Source organism: Dactylosporangium sp. CA-139066 (assembly GCF_050936175.1).
Taxonomy (GTDB): domain Bacteria; phylum Actinomycetota; class Actinomycetes; order Mycobacteriales; family Micromonosporaceae; genus Dactylosporangium.
The window spans coordinates 8,445,535-8,462,624 of the sequence record NZ_JBNJNH010000001.1; the positions used below are offsets into that span (position 1 = coordinate 8,445,535).

Genomic DNA, 17,090 nt, shown 5'->3' on the forward strand with positions numbered 1-17,090 from the left:
TAAATAATCAGACAGGAAGGGCGGGCGGCATGCGTGCGCTGCAGCAGACCTCGCTGAACGGGCCACAGGATCTCCGGTTGGTCACCGACGCGCCGGTGCCCGTGGCGGGCCCGGGCGAGGTCCTCGTCCGGGTCACCGCGGCGGGGGTCAACTTCGGGGACATCCTGCAGAGCCGCGGCGCGTTTCCCGGTGGGCCGCGGCCCCCGTACGTGGCGGGGTTCGAGGCGGCCGGCGAGATCGTCGCCGTCGGCGAGCACGTGACCGGGCTGCGACCCGGCGTCCACGTCGTCGGGGCGGGGATCGGGGGCGGGGCGTTCGCCGAGTACATGGTGCTGCCCGCGGTCGCGGCGGTGCCCGTGCCCGAGGGCTGGGCCGACGAGCAGGCGCTGGGGCTCGTCGTGGCGTGGCCGACGGCGCTGGCGGCGCTGCGCCCGCTCGGGCGGATCGCCGCCGGCGAGACCGTGCTCATCCACGCTGCGGCCGGCGGGACCGGGCGGGCCGCGGTGCGGATGGCCAAGCACTACGGCGCGACCGTGCTGGCCGCCGCCTCGGCGGGCAAGCACGAAACGGTGCGCGCGCTGGGCGCCGACCACGTCCTCGACTCCCGCAGCCCGGCCATCGCCGACGAGGTGCGGGAGCTGACCGGCGGCGCCGGCGTCGACCTGGTGCTGGAGTCGGCCGGCGGCGCCACCTTCGAGGCCGGCCTGGCGTCGGCGAAGCGGGTGACCGGACGGGTCGTCGTCTACGGCACGGCCGGCGGGGACGCCGCGATCAGCAACTGGGACCTGGTGTACCGGCACCAGATCCACCTCATCGGGCTGAACATCGGCATGCTGATCCAGGCCGCACCGCACGTCTTCGGCGAGGTGATGGGCGAGCTGTTCGCACTCATCGGGGCCGGGGTGCTCACGCCCGAGCCGCCCACGGTGTACGACCTCGCGGACGGCGCCAGGGCGCTCACCGACATGGCATCACGGTCAACCGTCGGCAAGCTGGCGCTGGTGCCCTGATCAGCTCGGGCCGGTCCAGAGCCAGGCCTTCGCGCTGTACGTCTTGTTCTCCACCTCGCACCCCACGAACTCGCGTCCGGGCAGCCCGGGGTGCCCCTCGCCGATCACGTCCTGATACAGGCGGTCGGAGATCATCGTGACCACGTCGGCGTCCGGCCGGTCGGTGGCGGCGTCGCGCAGCGGGCGGCCGTCCAGCAGGCGGCCGGCCTCCACGATGGCGCTGCCGCTGTACCCCATCGAGGCCGTCGCGATCGGCCCCGCCGTCGCCGACAGGCGCAGCCGGATGCGGTGCCCCGGGTGGGCGGCGTTGTCCTCGGCCAGCACCGAGCGCCAGCCGTGGACCAGCGCCGGCAGGGCCCGGTGCAGCTCGACCGACGCCGGCAGGACCACCATCATGCCGTCGCCGGCGGGCTGGCGCGACGCCTCCGGGCTCGCGACGCCGAGCCGCTCGAGGACGCGCTCGACCTGCGCCGCGACGCGGGCCTGCACGGCTTCCTGCTCCGGGGCCGAGCGGCCGCTGTACCCGATCACGTCCACCCCGAAGATCATGCGGAACTCGATCCGGCCGTCCTCCACGGGCGGCGGAGGCGGCGGCGGCACGACGGCACCCACGCGGTCGAGGCGTTCCTGGGCCGCCGACAGGTGCTCCAGGTCGTCGGCAAGCTGGGCCGTCAGCCACTCGGACAGCGCGGCGTCGGCCGGCAGCAGCGTCCCCAGCGCCGCGGTCATGTTCGCCTGCGTGATCTCGACGGCGCGGCGCAGCAGGCGCAGGCGCTCCAGCGTGTACGCCACGTCGGCGCCGGCCGCCGGGTCCTCCCGCAGCCGGCGCAGGTCCTCGCCGTCGCCACGGACCCGGGCGTGGTAGCGCAGCCAGGCGGCATGCATCAGATAGCGCCCGAGCGGCGGCAGCGCGGTGTCGCCCCCGCTCCACGTGAAGCGGCTGAGCGCCTCGTCCTCGCCGGGGCGGCCGAGCACGACCAGGCGCCGATCGGCGGCGGTCCCGACCGGGCCGGTCTCGAAGACGGTGAAGCCGTCCATCGTGACCGGAGCCGTCCACCAGCCCCGGGCGTCGCCGTCGCGCGCCGGGAGCTCGTCCGCGGGCGAGCCCCCGCCGGACTTGGCCTGGAAGATCGTCACCACGCCGAGCAGCGCCCCGGCGTCGGCGCCGAGCAGCGACCAGCGCCCGGCGAGCTCCCGCCACGTCGGCGCCGGCCCGCCGAGCGGGGCCGCCATGACCAGCGACAGGTTCAGCGCGTCGCGCTCGCGGCGCAGGATCGCCTGGTGGTCGGCCGGCGGGTCCTGCAGCCCGGCCAGCGGCCCTTCGGTGTACTGCACGGGCCACCGCGCCGGCAGCCCGGCCGCCGCAATCCCCCGCGTCATGCCCAGCTCGTCACGGCACGCACCCCAGACGGACTCGAGGCCCGCCACCGCCGCGTCCACACCCGGCCCGCTCAGCGGCGCGAACAGGTGCGCGACGAGCTCGTGCTCAGCGAGCACGGTCGCCACCCTCCGGCGCCGCGCGGCGCTCGACCAGGGCGTGCACCAGGGCCATCTGTCGTTCGAGGACGACCTGCGGCACACCGCGCACGTCGTCGCTGCCGATGCGCAGCGCTTTGACACGAACCGTGGACTCCAGGCCGGCAACCGCGCGGCGCAGCGCGTACGCGTCATCGGTCTCCAGGGCGTCGGCGATGCGCTCCAGGAAGGCGGCGGCGCGCTCCCAGGCGTGCGGCGTCAGCTCCCACGCGGCGAGGTCCCGCAGCACGCGCAGGGCGTCGTCGGTCGCTTCGGCATCGAGGCGGTCCATGGCCGCCACTGTACAAAGCGGGCGCCGCGCGCGGAGTCGGCCGAACCCATGACCCATTCCAGGGTCTCGCTTGGCCCACAACAGCGCCGCCGCCGACACGGCCGGCCGGCCCCGGACGCCGCAGGCGACGCAGTCGCAGACGGCGCGACGCAGTCGCGGGCGCGGGCAACGAGGACGGTTCGGCCGCAATCGCAGACGCGGGCCGGCGCGGACATGGCTGTGCGGCCGCGGGATGGGGGCGTAGGCGGCGCGGACGACGCGGCGCGGGCGTGGGCGGCGCAGACGGTGCCGCGCAGACGGTGCCGCGCGGGCGGCACGGAGGAGCGCGGGCGCGCGCAGGCGGTGCCGCGCGGGCACGGGCGGCGCGGACGACGCGGGGGCGCGGACGGCGCGGGGGCGCGACGCGGGGGCGCGACGCGGGCGGCGCGGGGCCGCGGCGCGGACGGCGCGGAGGGGCGCGGGCGCGCGTAGGCGGTGCCGCGCGGGCGCGCGTAGGCGGTGCCGCGCGGACGCGGGCATGGGCGCGGACGGCGCGGTGCGGACGGCGCGGGAGCGCGGCGCGGGGGGCGCGGGAGCGCGGCACGGACGGCGCGGAGGCGCGACGCGGACGACGCGGAGGGGCGCGTGCGCGCGCAGGCGGTGCCGCGCGGACGCGGACGACGCGGACGGCGCGGGGGGCGCGGGGGCGCGGCGCGGACGGCGCGGAGGCGCGACGCGGGTGCGCGACGCAGCGCGGACGGCACGGCGCAGGCGGTGCCGCGCGGACGCGGGCATAGGCGCGGACGGCGCAGCGCGGACGCGGGCATAGGCGGCGCGGAGGGCGCGGCGCGGGCGGCGCGGAGGGCGCGGCGCGGAGGGGCGCAGGCGGTGCCGCGCGGACGCGGACGCGGGCGACGCGGGCGACGCGGGGGCGCGACGCGGGGGCGCGACGCGGGGGCGCGACGCGGGGGCGCGACGCGGGGGCGCGACGCGGGGGCGCGACGCGGGGGCGCGACGCGGGGGCGCGACGCGGGGGCGCGACGCGGGGGCGCGACGCGGGGGCGCGACGCGGGGGCGCGACGCGGGGGCGCGACGCGGGGGCGCGACGCGGGGGCGCGACGCGGGCGACGCGGAGGGGCGCGGGCGCGTAGGCGGTGCCGTGCGGACGCGGGCGTGGGCGCGGACGGCGCGAGGGCGCGGCGCGGACGGCGCGGCGCGGACGGCGCGGCACGGACGGCGCGGCGCGGACGGCGCGGCACGGACGGCGCGGCACGGACGGCGCGGCACGGACGGCGCGGCACGGACGGCGCGGCACGGACGGCGCGGCACGGACGGCGCGGCACGGACGGCCCGGAGGCGCGATGCGGACGACGCGGAGGGGCGCGTGCGCGCAGGCGGTGCCACGCGGACGACGCGGACGGCGCGGGGGCGCGGGGGCGCGGCGCAGCGCGGACGGCACGGCGCAGGCGGTGCCGCGCGGACGCGGGCATGGGCGCGGGGGCGCGGGCGGCGCAGCACGGGCGCGGGCGGCGCAGCGCGGGCGTGGGCGCGGACGACGCGGACGGCGCGAGGGCGCGGCGCGGATGGCGCAGGGGCGCGGGGCCGCGGCGCAGCGCGGACACGGGCGTGGGCGCGGGCGGCGCCGCGCGGGCGTGGCGCGGGCGGCGGGGGGCGCGACGCGGGCGACGCGGAAGCTCAGGGGGCGCGGCGCAGGGCCGCGGCGCGGCGCGGGCGCGGCGCAGGCGGTGCCGCGCCGACGCGAGCGTAGGCACGGGCGGCGCCTTGCGGATGACGCGGGGGCGCGGCGCGGAGGGCGCGGAGGGGCGCGGGCGCGAGCAGGCGGTGCCGCGCGGACTCGAGCGTGGGGCGCGGGCGGCGCGGACAGCGCGGGCGCGCGGCGCGGACAGCGCGGGGGCGCGGCACGTGCGACGCGGAGAGCGCCGCGCAGAGGGCGCGACGCAGAGGGCGCGGACGGCGCAAGCGGCGCGAGCGGCGCGGACCAGTCGCGGCCGCGCGGACAGCGCGGACCAATCGCAGACGCGGGCGGCGCGACGTGGACCCAAACGGCGCGACACGGGGCGGCGCGACGCGGACCCGGACGGCGCCGGCACGGGACGAGAGCGAAAGGCGAACACAAGGCGACGCGACGCGGATACCAAGCAGCCGACACCGGGCGCACGCGGCCGACGAATGGCGAGTCGACGGGGGTCGGGTTGGCGACCGAAGTGAGCCGCGCGCGGGCGGCGGTGCGTGAGGGCCGGCATGGAGACGAACCTTGTGGACTGCCCCGAATGCGGCCTCCCCGCGACCAAACGTTCCGAAGGCCACCTCGCAAGCACCGACGGCCCCGTCGAGCATGTGCGCCTGCGCTGTGTGCTCGGGCACTGCTTCCTGGGGCCGTCGGACATCCTGCTCGATGCGCGGCGGTGGCGCTGAGCGGCCGGCGGGCTCAGTTGGGGCGCAGTGGGCGGCCCTGGCCGTCGACCGGGCGGCCGGCGAGCATCATGATGCCGTCGATCACGAACCAGAGCCACAGGCCGCCGGCGATGATGAACGGCACGCCGAGCAGGAAGAGGCCGCAGATGACGCAGAGCCAGCCGACGGTGATGCTGAGGATCAGCTGGGTCACGCCCAGGGCGATGTTGCCGGCGTAGAGGCGGCCGATGCCGCCGACCAGGAAGACGATCGCGGGCAGCAGCTGCAGCAGGCCGGCGACGAGCTTGCTCTTGTCCGAATAGGGCTGGCCGGTCAGCGGGTCGTAGGCCTGGGCCATGGCGATCGGGACCGGGTAGGCGGCGGCCTGGGCGTAGGCGGCCTGGCCGTAGGGGTCGTAGCCGCCGGACACCGGGGCGCCCGACACCGGGGGCATCTGGTAGGCCGTCGAATACGGCTGGCCCGAGGCGGGGGGCGCCGACATGGGTGGCGGCGGCAGCGCGGGCTGACCGTACGCAGGCTGACCGTACGGGTCGGGCTGCTGGTAGGGCACCGGCTGCCCGTACGGCGACGGCTGTCCGTACGGATCCTGTTGCCCATACGGATTGGGGGATCCATACGGTGGCTGCGTCATGACCAGCAGGCTACAACCCGCGTACGACAATTTCCGCCCCCTACGTCCAGGCAGGAACGAGGAGCCCGCTGTGACGCGGTGCACGCTTCCGTGGCCGTGGCGGGTACCAAAAGAATGGCAGGCATGGAGTTCGACGGCCGCCGGCCGGTCCGTACGCTGCTGCGGCTGCTCGCACCGAGCCGCGCGCGCCTTGCCCTCGCCACCCTCGCCTTCGCCGTCAAGGACAGCCCGATCTGGCTGTTGCCGCTGATCACGGCCAACATCATCGACGTCGTGGTGCAGCATCGGCCGGTCGCGCAGCTGTGGCTCAACGCCGGCGTGCTCGCGGTGATCCTGCTGCAGAACATCCCGATGCACATGCTGTGGGTGCGGCAGATGAGCCTCATCGTGCGCCACCTCGGCACCGACCTGCGCTCGGACCTCGCGGGGCGGCTGCAGCAGCTGTCGATCGCGTTCCACACCAAGGCCGGGGCGAGCCTGCTGCAGACGAAGGTCGTGCGCGACGTCGAGAACGTCGAGATGATGCTGCAGCAGGTGGCCGCGTCGGGGACGTCGGCGGTGCTGACGCTGCTGGGCGCGCTGACGCTGACCGCGGTCCGGGTGCCGCCGTTCGTGCCGCTGTTCCTGCTGGTGGTGCCGTGCACGGCGGCGCTGGTCGCGATGGTGCGGCGCCGCTCGGGGGCGCGCAACGAGGAGTTCCGGCGCCGGGTCGAGGAGCTCTCCGCGCGGGTGGACGAGATGGCGCACCTGATGCCGATCACGCGGGCGCACGCGCTGGAGCAGGAGGCCGTACACCGGCTGCGCGGCACGGTCGAGGACGTCCGCGCGGCCGGCCTGCGCCTGGACATGATCAACGGCCGGTTCGGCGCCATGTCGTGGGTGACCTACCAGCTGCTCGGCGCCGCGTGCCTCATCGGCGCCGGCTGGGCCGCGTGGAGCGGCGTCGCCCCGGTGAGCGCGGGCGACGTGGTGCTGCTCAGCACGTACTTCGCCGTGCTCACCAGCTCGGTCATCGGCCTGTTCGGGCTGGCCCCGATCGTGACCAAGGGGCTGGAGTCGATCCGCTCGATCGGCGAGGTGCTCTCCGCCCCCGACCTGGAGCTCAACGAGGGCAAGCAGCGGGTCGCGGCCGTGCGCGGCGCGATCGTGCTCGAGGGCGCCGGCTACCGCTACCCCGACGCCGCCGCGCCCGCGCTGGAGGGCATCGACCTGAGCGTGGCCGAGGGCGAGACGGTCGCGTTCGTCGGGCCGTCGGGCTCGGGCAAGTCGACCATGCTGAACCTGCTCATCGGGTTCATCCGCCCGAGCGCGGGCCGGGTCCTGCTCGACGGGCAGGACATGGAGCGCATCGACCTGCGTTCATACCGCAAGTTCGTTTCCGTGGTGCCCCAGGAGCCCGTCCTGTTCGACGGCACGATCTGGGACAACGTGACGTACGGCCGGCGCAACCTCACCGAGGAGCACGTGACCCGGGCGCTGCGCGACGCCAACGCGCTCGAGTTCGTCGAGGACCTCCCCCACGGCTGGGACACGATGGTCGGCGAGCGCGGCGCGCTGCTGTCCGGCGGGCAGCGCCAGCGCCTGGCGATCGCCCGGGCGCTGGTGCGCGACCCGCGGGTGCTGCTGCTCGACGAGGCGACGTCGGCCCTGGACAGCGAGTCGGAGGCGCTGGTGCAGGAGGCGCTGACCCGGCTCATGCGCGGCCGGACCACGTTCGTCGTCGCGCACCGCCTGGCCACGATCCGCAACGCCGACCGGATCGCCGTCCTCGCCGGCGGGCGCCTGGCCGAGCTGGGCACCCACGCCGAGCTGATCGCCGCCGGCGGGCTCTTCGCCCGCCTCCACGGCCTGCAGTCCGTCTGAGCCTGTCTGCCACACTGTGCCGATGAGGGACGACGGTGAGCTGGCCAGCGCGAGCCTGGTCGAGCTCGCGGTGTCCCGGCTGACCCGGGAGATCCTCGGCGGCGGCGTCGAGCCGGGCGAGCGCCTGGTCGAGGAGCAGCTGACCCGCCGCTTCGGCATCAGCCGCGCGCCGCTGCGGGAGGCGCTGCGGCTGCTGGCCCAGCGCGGGCTGGTCGAGCACATGCCGCGCCGGGGCGTGCGGGTGGCGATCCTGTCCGAGGCCGACATCCGCGAGCTGTACGCGGTCCGCGACGTCCTGGAGCACCACGCGGTCGCCACGACCCCGCCCGACGCCGACCTCGCCGGGGTCGCCGCGGCGGTGAAGGCGATGCAGGAGGCCGACGCGCGCGGCGACCGCTTCGACGTGGCCAACGCCCACCGCGAGTTCCACGTCGCGGTCGTGGCGCTCGCGGGCAACCGGCAGCTGACGCTGGTGTACGAGTCGATCCTGGTGAAGATCCAGCTGTACATGGCGATGAATCTGCGCCGCGAGGCCGAGGTCGCCCGGCCGCACGACGGCGTGCACCGCCACGAGCGGCTCTTCGACGCCGTCTCCTCCCGCGACGCGGAAGCCGTGCGGGCCGCCCTGGACGAGCACGGGGCGCGTTCGTATCTGGCCTGAGCGGGGCCGGGTTCTCCGTGGCGCGGATCCTCGCGGCGGCCGACGCGTACCGCTCGAAACGCGAGCCGCGGGCGCACCGCCCCGAACTGGCGGCCGAGGACGCCGCGGCCCACCTGCGGCGCACGTCGATGACCGGCGCGCCCCTGCGGATGCGCCTGCCCGTGGTACGCCTGGTCACGTTCCGGGTGATGGTCCCGTTCTTCTGCCGCCGCGGCCTGCGCAACCTCGTGCGCGCCGCCGCGAGGGCCCGGCCCGGGGTTTGAACGGTCGGACATCAATGCGTTACATCGCGGGACGGCGACCGAAACAGGATTGTCGACAATCGACAGTATGACCAGCACCGCCACCCGATCCGGGATCGCCGCGCTCAGCACGGCCTACCGGCGCGGCGACCTGCGCCCCGCCGACGTGGCCGAGCGCGCCGCCGCCGCCGAGGCGCCCGCCGGGGTGTGGATCAGCCGGGTCGAGCCCGAGGCGCTGCTCCGGCGGGCGCGGGAGCTTCAGGGTAAGGAGCATCTGCCGCTGTACGGAATCCCGTTCGCGGTCAAGGACAACATCGACGTCGCCGGGGTGCCGACCACGGCGGCCTGCCCGGAGTTCGCCTACACCCCCGCGCGCACCGCGCCGGTCGTCGAGCGGCTGCTGGACGCGGGGGCGATGCTCGTCGGCAAGACCAACCTCGACCAGTTCGCGACCGGGCTGACGGGGACGCGCTCGCCGTACGGCGCGGTGGAGAGCGTCTACGGCGGCGGCCTCGTCGCCGGCGGCTCCAGCAGCGGCTCCGCGGTCGCGGTGGCCGCCGGGCTGGTCGCGTTCGCGCTCGGCACCGACACCGCGGGCTCGGGCCGGGTGCCGGCCGCCCTGAACGGCATCGTCGGGCTCAAGCCGACCCGCGGGCTGCTCAGCACGCTCGGCGTCGTCCCCGCCTGCCGCTCCCTGGACTGCGTCTCCGTCTTCTCCCTCGACGTCGCCGACGCCGCCGCGGTGCTCGCCGTGGCCGCCGCCCCGCACGACGGCGACCCGTGGTCCCGGACCGGTCCCGCCAGAAGCCAGGCCCCGGCAACGGTACGTCTCGGGCTCGCCCGCCCCGACGCGCTGGACTTCGAGGGCGACCGCGGGCAGGCCGAGCGCTACGTGACGGCGGGCGCCGCGCTGTCCCGCATCGCCGCCAGCGCCGCCGCGGTGGACCTCGGCCCGCTGCTGGAGGCCGGCGCACTGCTGTACGAGGGGCCGTGGGTCGCCGAGCGCCTCGCCGGCCTCGAGGACTTCGCCGAGGCGCACCCGGACGCCGTCCTGCCGCTGACGCTGGGCATCCTGCGCGGCGGGCGCCGATTCGCCGCCACCGACGCGTTCCGCGCCCAGCACCGGCTGCGCGAGCTGCGGGCGGCGACCGCGCGGCTGTTCGAGCGCATCGACGTGCTGGCGCTGCCGACGGTGCCCACGACGTACACCTTCGACGACATCGCCGCCGAACCGCTGCGCCGCAACGCGGTCCTCGGGCGGTACACCCAGTTCGCCAACCTCCTCGACCTCTGCGTGCTGAGCGTCCCCAACGGCCACACCCCGGACGGGCGCCCGGCCGGCGTCTCGCTCATCGCCCCCGCGTTCGCCGAGGCGACCCTGCTGGCGCTCGGCGCGGCGCTGCTGGGCGAGGCACCCGCGGTACACCCGCGGGAAACGCCGGACGCCGAGCTGGCGGTGGTCGGGCACCACCTGCGCGGGGAGTCGCGCAACGGCGAGCTCGTCGCGCTCGGCGGCCGCTACGAGCGCACGACCCGGACGGCGGACTGCTACCGGCTGTACCGGCTGCCCAGCGGCGTGCCGGGCCTGGTGCGCACCGGCGCGGGCGAGGGCGCGCCGATCGAGGTCGAGATCTGGCGGCTCCCGGCCGCGGCGCTGGGCCCGCTGCTGGGCAGCGTCGCGGCGCCGCTGTCGATCGGTTATGTGTCCACCGTGGACGGTGGCGTCGTGCAGGGGTTCCTGTGCGAGGCGTACGCGGCGGCGGGCGCGCTGGACATCACCGCCGGCGGCGGCTGGCGGGCCCACCGGCACGAGGAGGGACCATGAACGCAACCATCGGCCCGGTCGTCGGCGCGCAGCCGTACGCCTGGCCCTACGACGGCGAGGTGCCGGTCGGGCGCACCGCCCTGCTGTGCATCGACTGGCAGACCGACTTCTGCGGGCCCGGCGGCTACGTCGACAGTATGGGGTACGACATCGGGCTCACCCGGGCCGGCCTGCCGGCCACGGCGAAGCTGCTCGACCACGTCCGGGGCCTCGGCATGCTCGTCGTGCACACCCGCGAGGGCCACGACCCCGACCTGTCCGACCTGCCGCCGAACAAGCGCTGGCGCTCGGCCCAGATCGGCGCCGAGATCGGCTCGACCGGACCCTGTGGGCGGATCCTCGTCAAGGGCGAGCCCGGCTGGGAGATCGTCCCCGAGGTCGCGCCGGCGCCGGGCGAGGTCGTCGTCGACAAGCCCGGCAAGGGCGCCTTCTACGCCACCAACCTGGACCTGGTGCTGCGCACGCGCGGCATCACGCACCTGATCCTGACCGGCATCACCACCGACGTCTGCGTGCACACGACCATGCGGGAGGCCAACGACCGCGGGTTCGAGTGCCTGATCCTGTCCGACTGCACCGGCGCCACCGACCCCGGCAACCACGCCGCCGCGCTGCACATGGTCACCATGCAGGGCGGCGTCTTCGGCTGCGTCGCCACGTCGCTCGACGTCATCGCGGCAACATCCTGTTAGGAGCGTCCACAGTGGCCACCCTCGACGCATCACCCACTCCGTATGTCTTTGATCCGGCCACGACGGCGCTGCTCGTCATCGACATGCAGCGCGACTTCCTCGAGCCCGGCGGCTTCGGCGAGACCCTCGGCAACGACGTGGGGCAGCTGCGGCGCACCATCGAGCCGACCGCGGCGCTGCTCGCCGCGTGCCGCGCGGCCGGGCTGACGATCATCCACACCCGCGAGGGCCACCTGCCCGACCTGTCGGACTGCCCGCCCGCGAAGCTCAACCGCGGCGACCCCAGCCTGCGCATCGGCGCGCCCGGGCCCATGGGCCGCATCCTCATCCGCGGCGAGCGCGGCCACGGCATCATCGACGAGCTCGCCCCGGCCCCGGGCGAGCCGGTCATCGACAAGCCCGGCAAGGGCGCGTTCTACGCCACCGAGCTCGGGCCCATGCTGGCCGCCAAGGGGATCACGAGCCTCGTCGTCACCGGCGTGACCACCGAGGTCTGCGTGCACACCACCGTCCGGGAGGCCAACGACCGCGGGTACGAGTGTCTCGTGCTCGCCGACTGCGTCGGCTCCTACTTCCCGGAGTTCCAGGCGACGGGCCTGCGGATGATCGCCGCACAGGGCGGCATCTTCGGCTGGGTCGCCGAGTCCCCGGCGTTCGTCGCCGCACTGCAGCTCGTGAAGGAGTCGACATGGACCTGAAGATCCCGTGGTGGGTGCGCGGCGACACGAACGCCTTCTTCGGCTTCGGCGTCAACGTGCTCGTCAACGTGCTGACGCTGACCGCCCTGTGCCTCGGCGTGGTGAAGCTCAGCGAGCACGACGTGTTCCACGCGATCCTGCCGGCCCTGGGCATCGCGCTCGTCGCCGGCAACATCTACTACACCTTCCTGGCCCGGCGCCTCGCGCGCCGGGAGAACCGCACCGACGTCACCGCCCTGCCGTACGGCCCCAGCGTCCCGCACATGTTCATCGTCATCTTCGTGATCATGCTGCCGGTGTACCTGAAGACGCAGGACGCCACCAAGGCGTGGAAGGCCGGCCTCGCCTGGGCGTTCATCATCGGCGTCATCGTGCTCATCGGCGCCTTCGTCGGCCCCTACATCCGCAGGTACGCACCGCGGGCCGCCCTGCTGGGCACGCTCGCGGGCATCTCGATCACGTTCATCTCGATGCTGCCCGCGGCCCGCATGTGGAACCTCGCCTGGGTCGCCCTGCCGGTCTTCGCGCTGCTGCTCATCGGCCTGCTCACCGACACGAAGCTGCCCGGCAACTTCCCGATCGGCCTCGCCGCGCTGCTGCTGGGCACCGCGATCGGCTGGGTCGGCGGCGCCATGGACGGCAACGCGGTGAGCGCGGCGGTGCACGACATCGGCTTCGCGGTCCCCGGCCTGCACCTGGACCTGCTGCTGTCCGGGCTGTCGGACGTGGCCCCGCTGCTGGCCACCGCGATCCCCCTCGGCGTCTACAACTTCACCGAGGGCATGTCCAACGTGGAGAGCGCCGCGGCGGCCGGCGACAACTACAACCTGCGCAGCGTCCTGCTGGCCGACGGCGCCGGCGCCATCATCGGCTCCGCGCTGGGCTCGCCGTTCCCGCCGGCGGTGTACGTCGGCCACCCCGGCTGGAAGCGCGCCGGCGGCCGCAACGGCTACTCGATGGCCACCGGCATCGTCATCGCACTGCTGTGCTTCCTGAGCATGTTCGGCCTGCTCGGCGCGGTGTTCCCGATGCCGGCGATCGTGCCGATCCTGCTGTACATCGGCCTGCTCATCGGCGCGCAGGCGTTCCAGTTCACCCCGAAGGCCCACGCGGCCGCGGTCATCGCCGCCCTCGTGCCCAACATCGCCCAGTGGGCGACGGGCCAGATCGACAACTCGCTGGCCGCCGCGGGCACGACGGCGGCGAAGGTCGGCGAGGCCGCGCTGGAGGGCAACGGCGTGGTCTACACGGGGCTGCTGACCCTCGGCCAGGGCGCCATCCTGGCCGGACTCGTCTTCGGCTCGATCGTCGCGTTCGTCATCGACAAGCGCTTCATCCACGCGGCCGTCTTCGCCGCGTCCGGCGCGCTGCTGAGCTTCGTCGGCCTCATCCACGCCGAGAAGGTGGCCTGGAATGCCGACGGCCCGGTGGCCCTGGGGTACCTGTTCATCGCGGTGGTGTGCGGCCTGTTCGCCCTGACCCGCCCCACCCCGCGCCCGAAGGAACCGGACGAGCTCGAGGAGTCCGAGACCCCCGAGCCGGCCGCCGTCTAGGAGGATCCACAGTGGACATCGACCGCCCCGACGTCGTGGCCGAGATCGCGGCCGCGTTCACCGACTACGAGAAGGCCCTGGTGGCCGGCGACGTCGGGGCGCTCGACGCGTGGTTCTGGCCCTCGGAGCGGGTGACCCGCTTCGGCGTCGCCGACCACCAGACGGGCGCCGCGCAGCTGCACGCCTGGCGCGCGGCCCAGCCCCCGCTGCCGCCGGGCCGCCGGCTCTTCGACACCCGGATCACGACCTTCGGGCCCGACACGGCCACGGTGACGACGATGTTCGACTACCCGGACGCCCCGGACCGCCCGGGCCGGCAGTCCCAGACGTGGGTGCGCTTCCCGGACGGCTGGCGCATCGTCCACGCCCACGTCTCCCACCCACTTCCCGCGGCCGGCCCGGCGGCGGCTAACAGTTGACCGGGAAGTTGCTGCGGAACACGTTGCCCGGGTCGCGGGCGGCCTTGATCGCGCAGGCGGGCGAGAGCGTCCGGGGCGAACGCGTCGGCCGCGGACTCGTACGGCGCCACGCCAGGAACGTCATCGGCTTGCGCCCGCTCACCGGCAGCGCCGCGGCGAGGTCGCGCTGGCGATCCACCACGCCGTCGCCGGGCAGGCCGAAGAGGTGCAGCGCGTAGAGCTCCGCCAGCGACCCGTGCGGCCCGTGCGCCGGCCCGGCCAGCGCGCCGCCGCGATACCGGACGGGCACCATCAGGAACGAGCAAGCCGGGCGCGGACCTCCGCGAGGCGGCGGGCGATGCCCGGTTCCCAGTGCTGCAGGGCGTGCAGGGCGGCGTCGTGGTGCAGGGCCCGGGCCCACACGGTCGTGCGGCCGTACTCCAGCAGCGCGGCCGCCGCCGCCATGCGCATGCGGCTGCGGCCCGAGCCCTGGCGGGTGCCAGGAGCAGGAGCCGCGTCGGCTCAGTGCGCCGCCGCCATCCGGCCGCGGCCCGAGCCCTGGCAAGTGCGCCGCCGCCATGCGGCCGCGGCCCCAGCCCTGGCGGGTGCCAGGAGCAGGAGCCGCGTCGGCTCAGTGCGCCGCCGCCATCCGGCCGCGGCCCGAGCCCTGGTGGGTGAGCTGGTAGGCGGCGACCAGGAGCAGGATGCCGCTGATGATGGTGTACAGGCCGATCGCCCACGCGATGGCCAGTGCGCCCGCCGCCGGGCGGACCATGATGAACAGGCCGGCCACGATGGCCAGGGCGCCGATGAGCGCCAGCGACCAGCCCCCGTGCTGACGGGTGGCCAGCCACAGGTCGGCCAGGCCGGTGACGACCGCCCAGGCGCCCACCAGGACGGCGAGCACGATGGCGGTGATGTGGGGCCAGCCGACGGACAGGACGCCGAGGACGATGCCGACCACGCCGGCGACGCCGCGGGCCAGTCTTGGGCCGGTGCCGTCGGCGAAGCCCGTGACCGGGTTCGACGGGCCGGGGGCCGGGCGGATCGCGTGCACGAGCTGCTCGACGCCGGTGACGATGGCGAAGATGCCGAACAGCAGCGCCAGCGCGATCACCGTCACGCCGGGCCAGATGATGGCGAGCACCCCGAAGATGATGGCGAGCACCCCGCGGATGCCCAGTAGCCACGCTTCCCTCTTGAGCATGTGATCCCTGCCTTCCGGAAAATATGCACTAGGTGAGCCGGGCGTCGAAGGGCGACTCGCGGGCGAGCGAGCGGTACAGCGCGTGCTCGCCGGGGGTGAGCCGCTCCGGCACCACGATGCGGACCTCGGCGAACAGGTCACCCGCCGGGCCACGCGCGTTGGGCAGGCCGGCGCCGCGCAGGCGCAGGCGGCGGCCGGAGGACGAGCCGGGCGGGACGTCCAGGCGCAGGTCGCCGGCCGGCATGCCGACCGGCACGACCGCGCCGAGGGCGGCCTCCCACGGGCTGACCGGCACCTCGACCATGACGTCGCGGCCGGACACCTTGAACCTCGGGTGCGGGGCCAGGCGTACGACGAGGAACAGGTCGCCGGGCGGGCCGCCCTGGGCGCCGGGCGCGCCCTGGCCCGGCAGGCGCAGCTTCTCGCCGTCCACGACGCCGGGCGGCACGGCGACGTCGTACTGCCGCGGCCGCCCCGCCGGGCCGGGCAGCGTCACCCGGTGCCGGCCGCCGGTGTAGACGGTCTCGACGCCGATGGTGAGGTCGCCGCGCGTATCCGCGCCGCGCACGCCGCGGAACAGCCCGCCGGTCAGGTCGACGTCGCGGCGCCAGGTCCCGTCGTACTCGCGTCGCCGGGACGCGTCGTCGCCGGGTCGCCGGGACGCGTCGTTGTCGCGGCGCCGGGTCGCGTCGTACTCGCGCCGGCGCCTGGGGTCGGCCAGCACGCGGTACGCCGCCGTGATCTCCTTGAACCTCTCCTCCGCGCCGGGTTCGGCGCTGACGTCCGGATGGTGGCGGCGGGCCAGGCGCCGGTAGGCGCGCTGGATCTCGTCCCGCCCCGCGCCCCGTGCCACGCCGAGCACCTCATAGGGGTCGCGGAAGTCGACGGCCATGGCGGCCGCTCCCGGGGTCGGTGTGTCCGCTCAGCCCATCGAGGAGCGGCCGACCTGGCCCGTACTGCCCGTGCCCGAGGGCCCCGGCGAGCCGGGCCGGGACTGGCCGTCCTTCATCTGTTTCGCCGCCGCCGCGGGATTGTCGGGCGAGCGTAGCTGCTCGGTGGAGGGCTCCTGGGGCACCATCGTGGACTCGACGACCGGCGGCTGGCCCTTGCGCTGCACCTCGATCCGGCGCGCCTGGCGCCCGCGGGCCTTCGGCGCCAGGATCGTGAGCACGCCGCCGTCGAGGTCGGCCTCGACGCCGTCGGGCTCCACGTCGCCGGGCAGGGCGATGACGTACTCGAACTCGCCCGACCGCCGCGCCTGGTGGCGCAGGGTGCCCTCGCGGTGGCGCTCGCCGAACGTGCCGAAGACGCGGATCTCGTTGTCGCGCAGCTCGATCTGCACGTCGCCGGGCGCGACGCCGGGCAGGTCCAGGTCGATCAGGAACGCGTCGCCGGTCTCCTCGATGTCGACGGGCGCGCCGCTCGTCACGGGCATGCCCAGCGCCGGGTACATGGCCAGCGACCGGCGGGGACGGGTGACCAGCAGTGTCATGGTGACGCCTCCCAAATCTGCGGACTGCCGGTTACAGCGCAATGCTGGGCGAGGACCGGGTGACGTGCTCCCACCCGGCGCGGGTGAGCCGCCGCCGCGCCCGGGCCCGGCCCGTCCCCGCCGAGTGATGGCCGCTCACCTGCTCGCCCGGCAGCGTTCGCGGCATGTACGAAGACGTTTTTATCGCGGAGGTACGCGACAAGACCGGCATCAGTGACCCCGAGCGCGCCCGTCGAGCCCTGCGGGGCGTGCTGCACGCACTGGCGAACCGGCTGCCCGACGGCTGGGTGCACCAACTGGCCGCGGAGCTGCCGCCGACCCTCGCCGAGCCGCTGTGGTCCTTCCAGCACCTGTACGACCAGGAGGTACACCTCGACTTCCTGGCGGACGTGGCGGCCCGGGCGGCGGTCGCGCCGGGGGACGCGGAGCGCGTGGCCCGGGCGGTCTTCGCGGTCGTGGCGAGCGCCTGCGACCCGGCCCTGCTGCGCCGCGTGTACCAGCCGCTCACCAGCGACGTGATCGTGCTGACCGAGTCGGACTCCTCGCTACTGCCCGTCTGAGCCACCCCAAACCAGAAGGAGCGCGGCCGCGGCCGC

19 protein-coding genes are annotated in these 17,090 nt (G+C 75.5%); 10 read left to right on the forward strand and 9 right to left on the reverse strand.

All coding sequences use genetic code 11. The features are described 5' to 3' along the window. Positions 1–29 precede the first annotated feature (29 nt). Positions 30–1,010 carry an NADPH:quinone oxidoreductase family protein gene (locus ACQEVU_RS38655; protein ID WP_433332629.1) on the forward strand — a complete coding sequence of 327 codons (981 nt, stop codon included), beginning with the start codon at positions 30–32 and terminating at the stop codon, positions 1,008–1,010. Here the strand turns inward: ACQEVU_RS38655 and ACQEVU_RS38660 are convergent, their stop codons facing one another. The 3 genes from ACQEVU_RS38660 to ACQEVU_RS38670 form a co-directional block, all read right to left on the reverse strand. Beyond that, entirely contained in the window at positions 1,011–2,507 is a 1,497-nt protein-coding gene (locus ACQEVU_RS38660; RefSeq protein ID WP_433332631.1) for a CATRA conflict system CASPASE/TPR repeat-associated protein, read from the reverse strand. It abuts the gene before it with no gap. Next, positions 2,497–2,817, reverse strand: a complete 321-nt coding sequence (locus tag ACQEVU_RS38665) for a CATRA system-associated protein (RefSeq protein ID WP_433332633.1) — start codon at positions 2,815–2,817, stop codon at positions 2,497–2,499. The genes ACQEVU_RS38660 and ACQEVU_RS38665 overlap by 11 nt, the downstream gene beginning before the upstream one ends. A 2,428-nt stretch (positions 2,818–5,245) precedes the next feature. Further along, positions 5,246–5,863 (reverse strand): hypothetical protein, encoded by a 618-nt coding sequence (locus ACQEVU_RS38670; RefSeq protein WP_433332635.1) that lies wholly within the window; start codon positions 5,861–5,863, stop codon positions 5,246–5,248. A gap of 123 nt (positions 5,864–5,986) precedes the next feature. Between ACQEVU_RS38670 and ACQEVU_RS38675 the strand changes: the two genes are divergently transcribed. The 8 genes from ACQEVU_RS38675 to ACQEVU_RS38710 all read left to right on the forward strand — a co-directional run bounded on the left by ACQEVU_RS38675 (position 5,987) and on the right by ACQEVU_RS38710 (position 13,816). Further along, positions 5,987–7,726: an ABC transporter ATP-binding protein gene (locus ACQEVU_RS38675; RefSeq protein ID WP_433332637.1), complete on the forward strand. Its 1,740-nt coding sequence runs from the start codon at positions 5,987–5,989 to the stop codon at positions 7,724–7,726. Positions 7,727–7,748: 22 nt separating this feature from the next. Beyond that, a complete protein-coding gene (locus tag ACQEVU_RS38680; RefSeq protein ID WP_433332639.1) occupies positions 7,749–8,387 on the forward strand; it encodes a GntR family transcriptional regulator in 639 nt (212 codons plus the stop codon). 17 nt (positions 8,388–8,404) lie between these two features. Further along, a complete protein-coding gene (locus ACQEVU_RS38685; RefSeq protein ID WP_433332641.1) occupies positions 8,405–8,650 on the forward strand; it encodes a hypothetical protein in 246 nt (81 codons plus the stop codon). Between the two features lie 67 nt (positions 8,651–8,717). Continuing rightward, the gene (gene atzF / locus ACQEVU_RS38690; RefSeq protein WP_433332643.1) at positions 8,718–10,454 is read left to right on the forward strand and encodes an allophanate hydrolase; all 1,737 of its coding nucleotides are present in this window, start codon (positions 8,718–8,720) and stop codon (positions 10,452–10,454) included. After that, a complete protein-coding gene (biuH, locus tag ACQEVU_RS38695) occupies positions 10,451–11,146 on the forward strand; it encodes a biuret amidohydrolase (protein ID WP_433332645.1) in 696 nt (231 codons plus the stop codon). The genes atzF and biuH overlap by 4 nt, the downstream gene beginning before the upstream one ends. A gap of 11 nt (positions 11,147–11,157) precedes the next feature. Beyond that, the gene (locus ACQEVU_RS38700; RefSeq protein ID WP_433332647.1) at positions 11,158–11,844 is read left to right on the forward strand and encodes a cysteine hydrolase family protein; all 687 of its coding nucleotides are present in this window, start codon (positions 11,158–11,160) and stop codon (positions 11,842–11,844) included. Then, positions 11,835–13,397, forward strand: coding sequence for a regulator (locus ACQEVU_RS38705; RefSeq protein WP_433332649.1), 1,563 nt, complete (start codon positions 11,835–11,837; stop codon positions 13,395–13,397). The genes ACQEVU_RS38700 and ACQEVU_RS38705 overlap by 10 nt, the downstream gene beginning before the upstream one ends. A gap of 11 nt (positions 13,398–13,408) precedes the next feature. Further along, the gene (locus ACQEVU_RS38710) at positions 13,409–13,816 is read left to right on the forward strand and encodes an AtzH-like domain-containing protein (protein ID WP_433332651.1); all 408 of its coding nucleotides are present in this window, start codon (positions 13,409–13,411) and stop codon (positions 13,814–13,816) included. On the opposite strand, the gene ACQEVU_RS38715 is transcribed toward ACQEVU_RS38710, so the two are convergent. From ACQEVU_RS38715 to ACQEVU_RS38740, 6 genes are all read right to left on the reverse strand, one after another. Next, positions 13,806–14,108, reverse strand: a complete 303-nt coding sequence (locus ACQEVU_RS38715) for a hypothetical protein (protein WP_433332653.1) — start codon at positions 14,106–14,108, stop codon at positions 13,806–13,808. The two genes, ACQEVU_RS38710 and ACQEVU_RS38715, sit on opposite strands and share 11 nt — an antisense overlap. Next, on the reverse strand, positions 14,108–14,260 hold the full coding sequence (locus ACQEVU_RS38720) for a hypothetical protein (RefSeq protein WP_433332655.1): 153 nt from the start codon (positions 14,258–14,260) through the stop codon (positions 14,108–14,110). The genes ACQEVU_RS38715 and ACQEVU_RS38720 overlap by 1 nt, the downstream gene beginning before the upstream one ends. A 166-nt stretch (positions 14,261–14,426) precedes the next feature. After that, positions 14,427–15,002 (reverse strand): HdeD family acid-resistance protein, encoded by a 576-nt coding sequence (locus ACQEVU_RS38725; protein WP_433332657.1) that lies wholly within the window; start codon positions 15,000–15,002, stop codon positions 14,427–14,429. A gap of 28 nt (positions 15,003–15,030) precedes the next feature. After that, complete coding sequence (locus ACQEVU_RS38730) at positions 15,031–15,894, reverse strand: DnaJ C-terminal domain-containing protein (RefSeq protein WP_433332659.1); 864 nt, start codon at positions 15,892–15,894, stop codon at positions 15,031–15,033. Between the two features lie 30 nt (positions 15,895–15,924). Continuing rightward, positions 15,925–16,494 (reverse strand): Hsp20/alpha crystallin family protein, encoded by a 570-nt coding sequence (locus tag ACQEVU_RS38735; protein WP_433332661.1) that lies wholly within the window; start codon positions 16,492–16,494, stop codon positions 15,925–15,927. Positions 16,495–16,525: 31 nt separating this feature from the next. Further along, positions 16,526–16,660 carry a hypothetical protein gene (locus ACQEVU_RS38740; RefSeq protein WP_433332663.1) on the reverse strand — a complete coding sequence of 45 codons (135 nt, stop codon included), beginning with the start codon at positions 16,658–16,660 and terminating at the stop codon, positions 16,526–16,528. Here ACQEVU_RS38740 and ACQEVU_RS38745 point away from each other — a divergent pair. Then, positions 16,659–17,054, forward strand: coding sequence for a DUF2267 domain-containing protein (locus ACQEVU_RS38745; RefSeq protein ID WP_433332665.1), 396 nt, complete (start codon positions 16,659–16,661; stop codon positions 17,052–17,054). The two genes, ACQEVU_RS38740 and ACQEVU_RS38745, sit on opposite strands and share 2 nt — an antisense overlap. The last annotated feature ends 36 nt before the right edge of the window (positions 17,055–17,090 follow it).

Excerpts from the sequence above, each read along its gene's own strand:
- ACQEVU_RS38715 (WP_433332653.1), bottom strand. The coding sequence starts at position 14,108 with ATGGTGCCCGTCCGGTATCGCGGCGGCGCGCTGGCCGGGCCGGCGCAC.
- ACQEVU_RS38725 (WP_433332657.1), bottom strand. The coding sequence starts at position 15,002 with ATGCTCAAGAGGGAAGCGTGGCTACTGGGCATCCGCGGGGTGCTCGCC.
- ACQEVU_RS38720 (WP_433332655.1), bottom strand. The coding sequence starts at position 14,260 with ATGGCGGCGGCGGCCGCGCTGCTGGAGTACGGCCGCACGACCGTGTGG.
- ACQEVU_RS38705 (WP_433332649.1), top strand. The coding sequence starts at position 11,835 with ATGGACCTGAAGATCCCGTGGTGGGTGCGCGGCGACACGAACGCCTTC.
- ACQEVU_RS38745 (WP_433332665.1), top strand. The coding sequence starts at position 16,659 with ATGTACGAAGACGTTTTTATCGCGGAGGTACGCGACAAGACCGGCATC.
- atzF (WP_433332643.1), top strand. The coding sequence starts at position 8,718 with ATGACCAGCACCGCCACCCGATCCGGGATCGCCGCGCTCAGCACGGCC.
- biuH (WP_433332645.1), top strand. The coding sequence starts at position 10,451 with ATGAACGCAACCATCGGCCCGGTCGTCGGCGCGCAGCCGTACGCCTGG.
- ACQEVU_RS38675 (WP_433332637.1), top strand. The coding sequence starts at position 5,987 with ATGGAGTTCGACGGCCGCCGGCCGGTCCGTACGCTGCTGCGGCTGCTC.
- ACQEVU_RS38655 (WP_433332629.1), top strand. The coding sequence starts at position 30 with ATGCGTGCGCTGCAGCAGACCTCGCTGAACGGGCCACAGGATCTCCGG.
- ACQEVU_RS38670 (WP_433332635.1), bottom strand. The coding sequence starts at position 5,863 with ATGACGCAGCCACCGTATGGATCCCCCAATCCGTATGGGCAACAGGAT.
- ACQEVU_RS38680 (WP_433332639.1), top strand. The coding sequence starts at position 7,749 with ATGAGGGACGACGGTGAGCTGGCCAGCGCGAGCCTGGTCGAGCTCGCG.
- ACQEVU_RS38665 (WP_433332633.1), bottom strand. The coding sequence starts at position 2,817 with ATGGACCGCCTCGATGCCGAAGCGACCGACGACGCCCTGCGCGTGCTG.
- ACQEVU_RS38730 (WP_433332659.1), bottom strand. The coding sequence starts at position 15,894 with ATGGCCGTCGACTTCCGCGACCCCTATGAGGTGCTCGGCGTGGCACGG.
- ACQEVU_RS38740 (WP_433332663.1), bottom strand. The coding sequence starts at position 16,660 with ATGCCGCGAACGCTGCCGGGCGAGCAGGTGAGCGGCCATCACTCGGCG.
- ACQEVU_RS38735 (WP_433332661.1), bottom strand. The coding sequence starts at position 16,494 with ATGACACTGCTGGTCACCCGTCCCCGCCGGTCGCTGGCCATGTACCCG.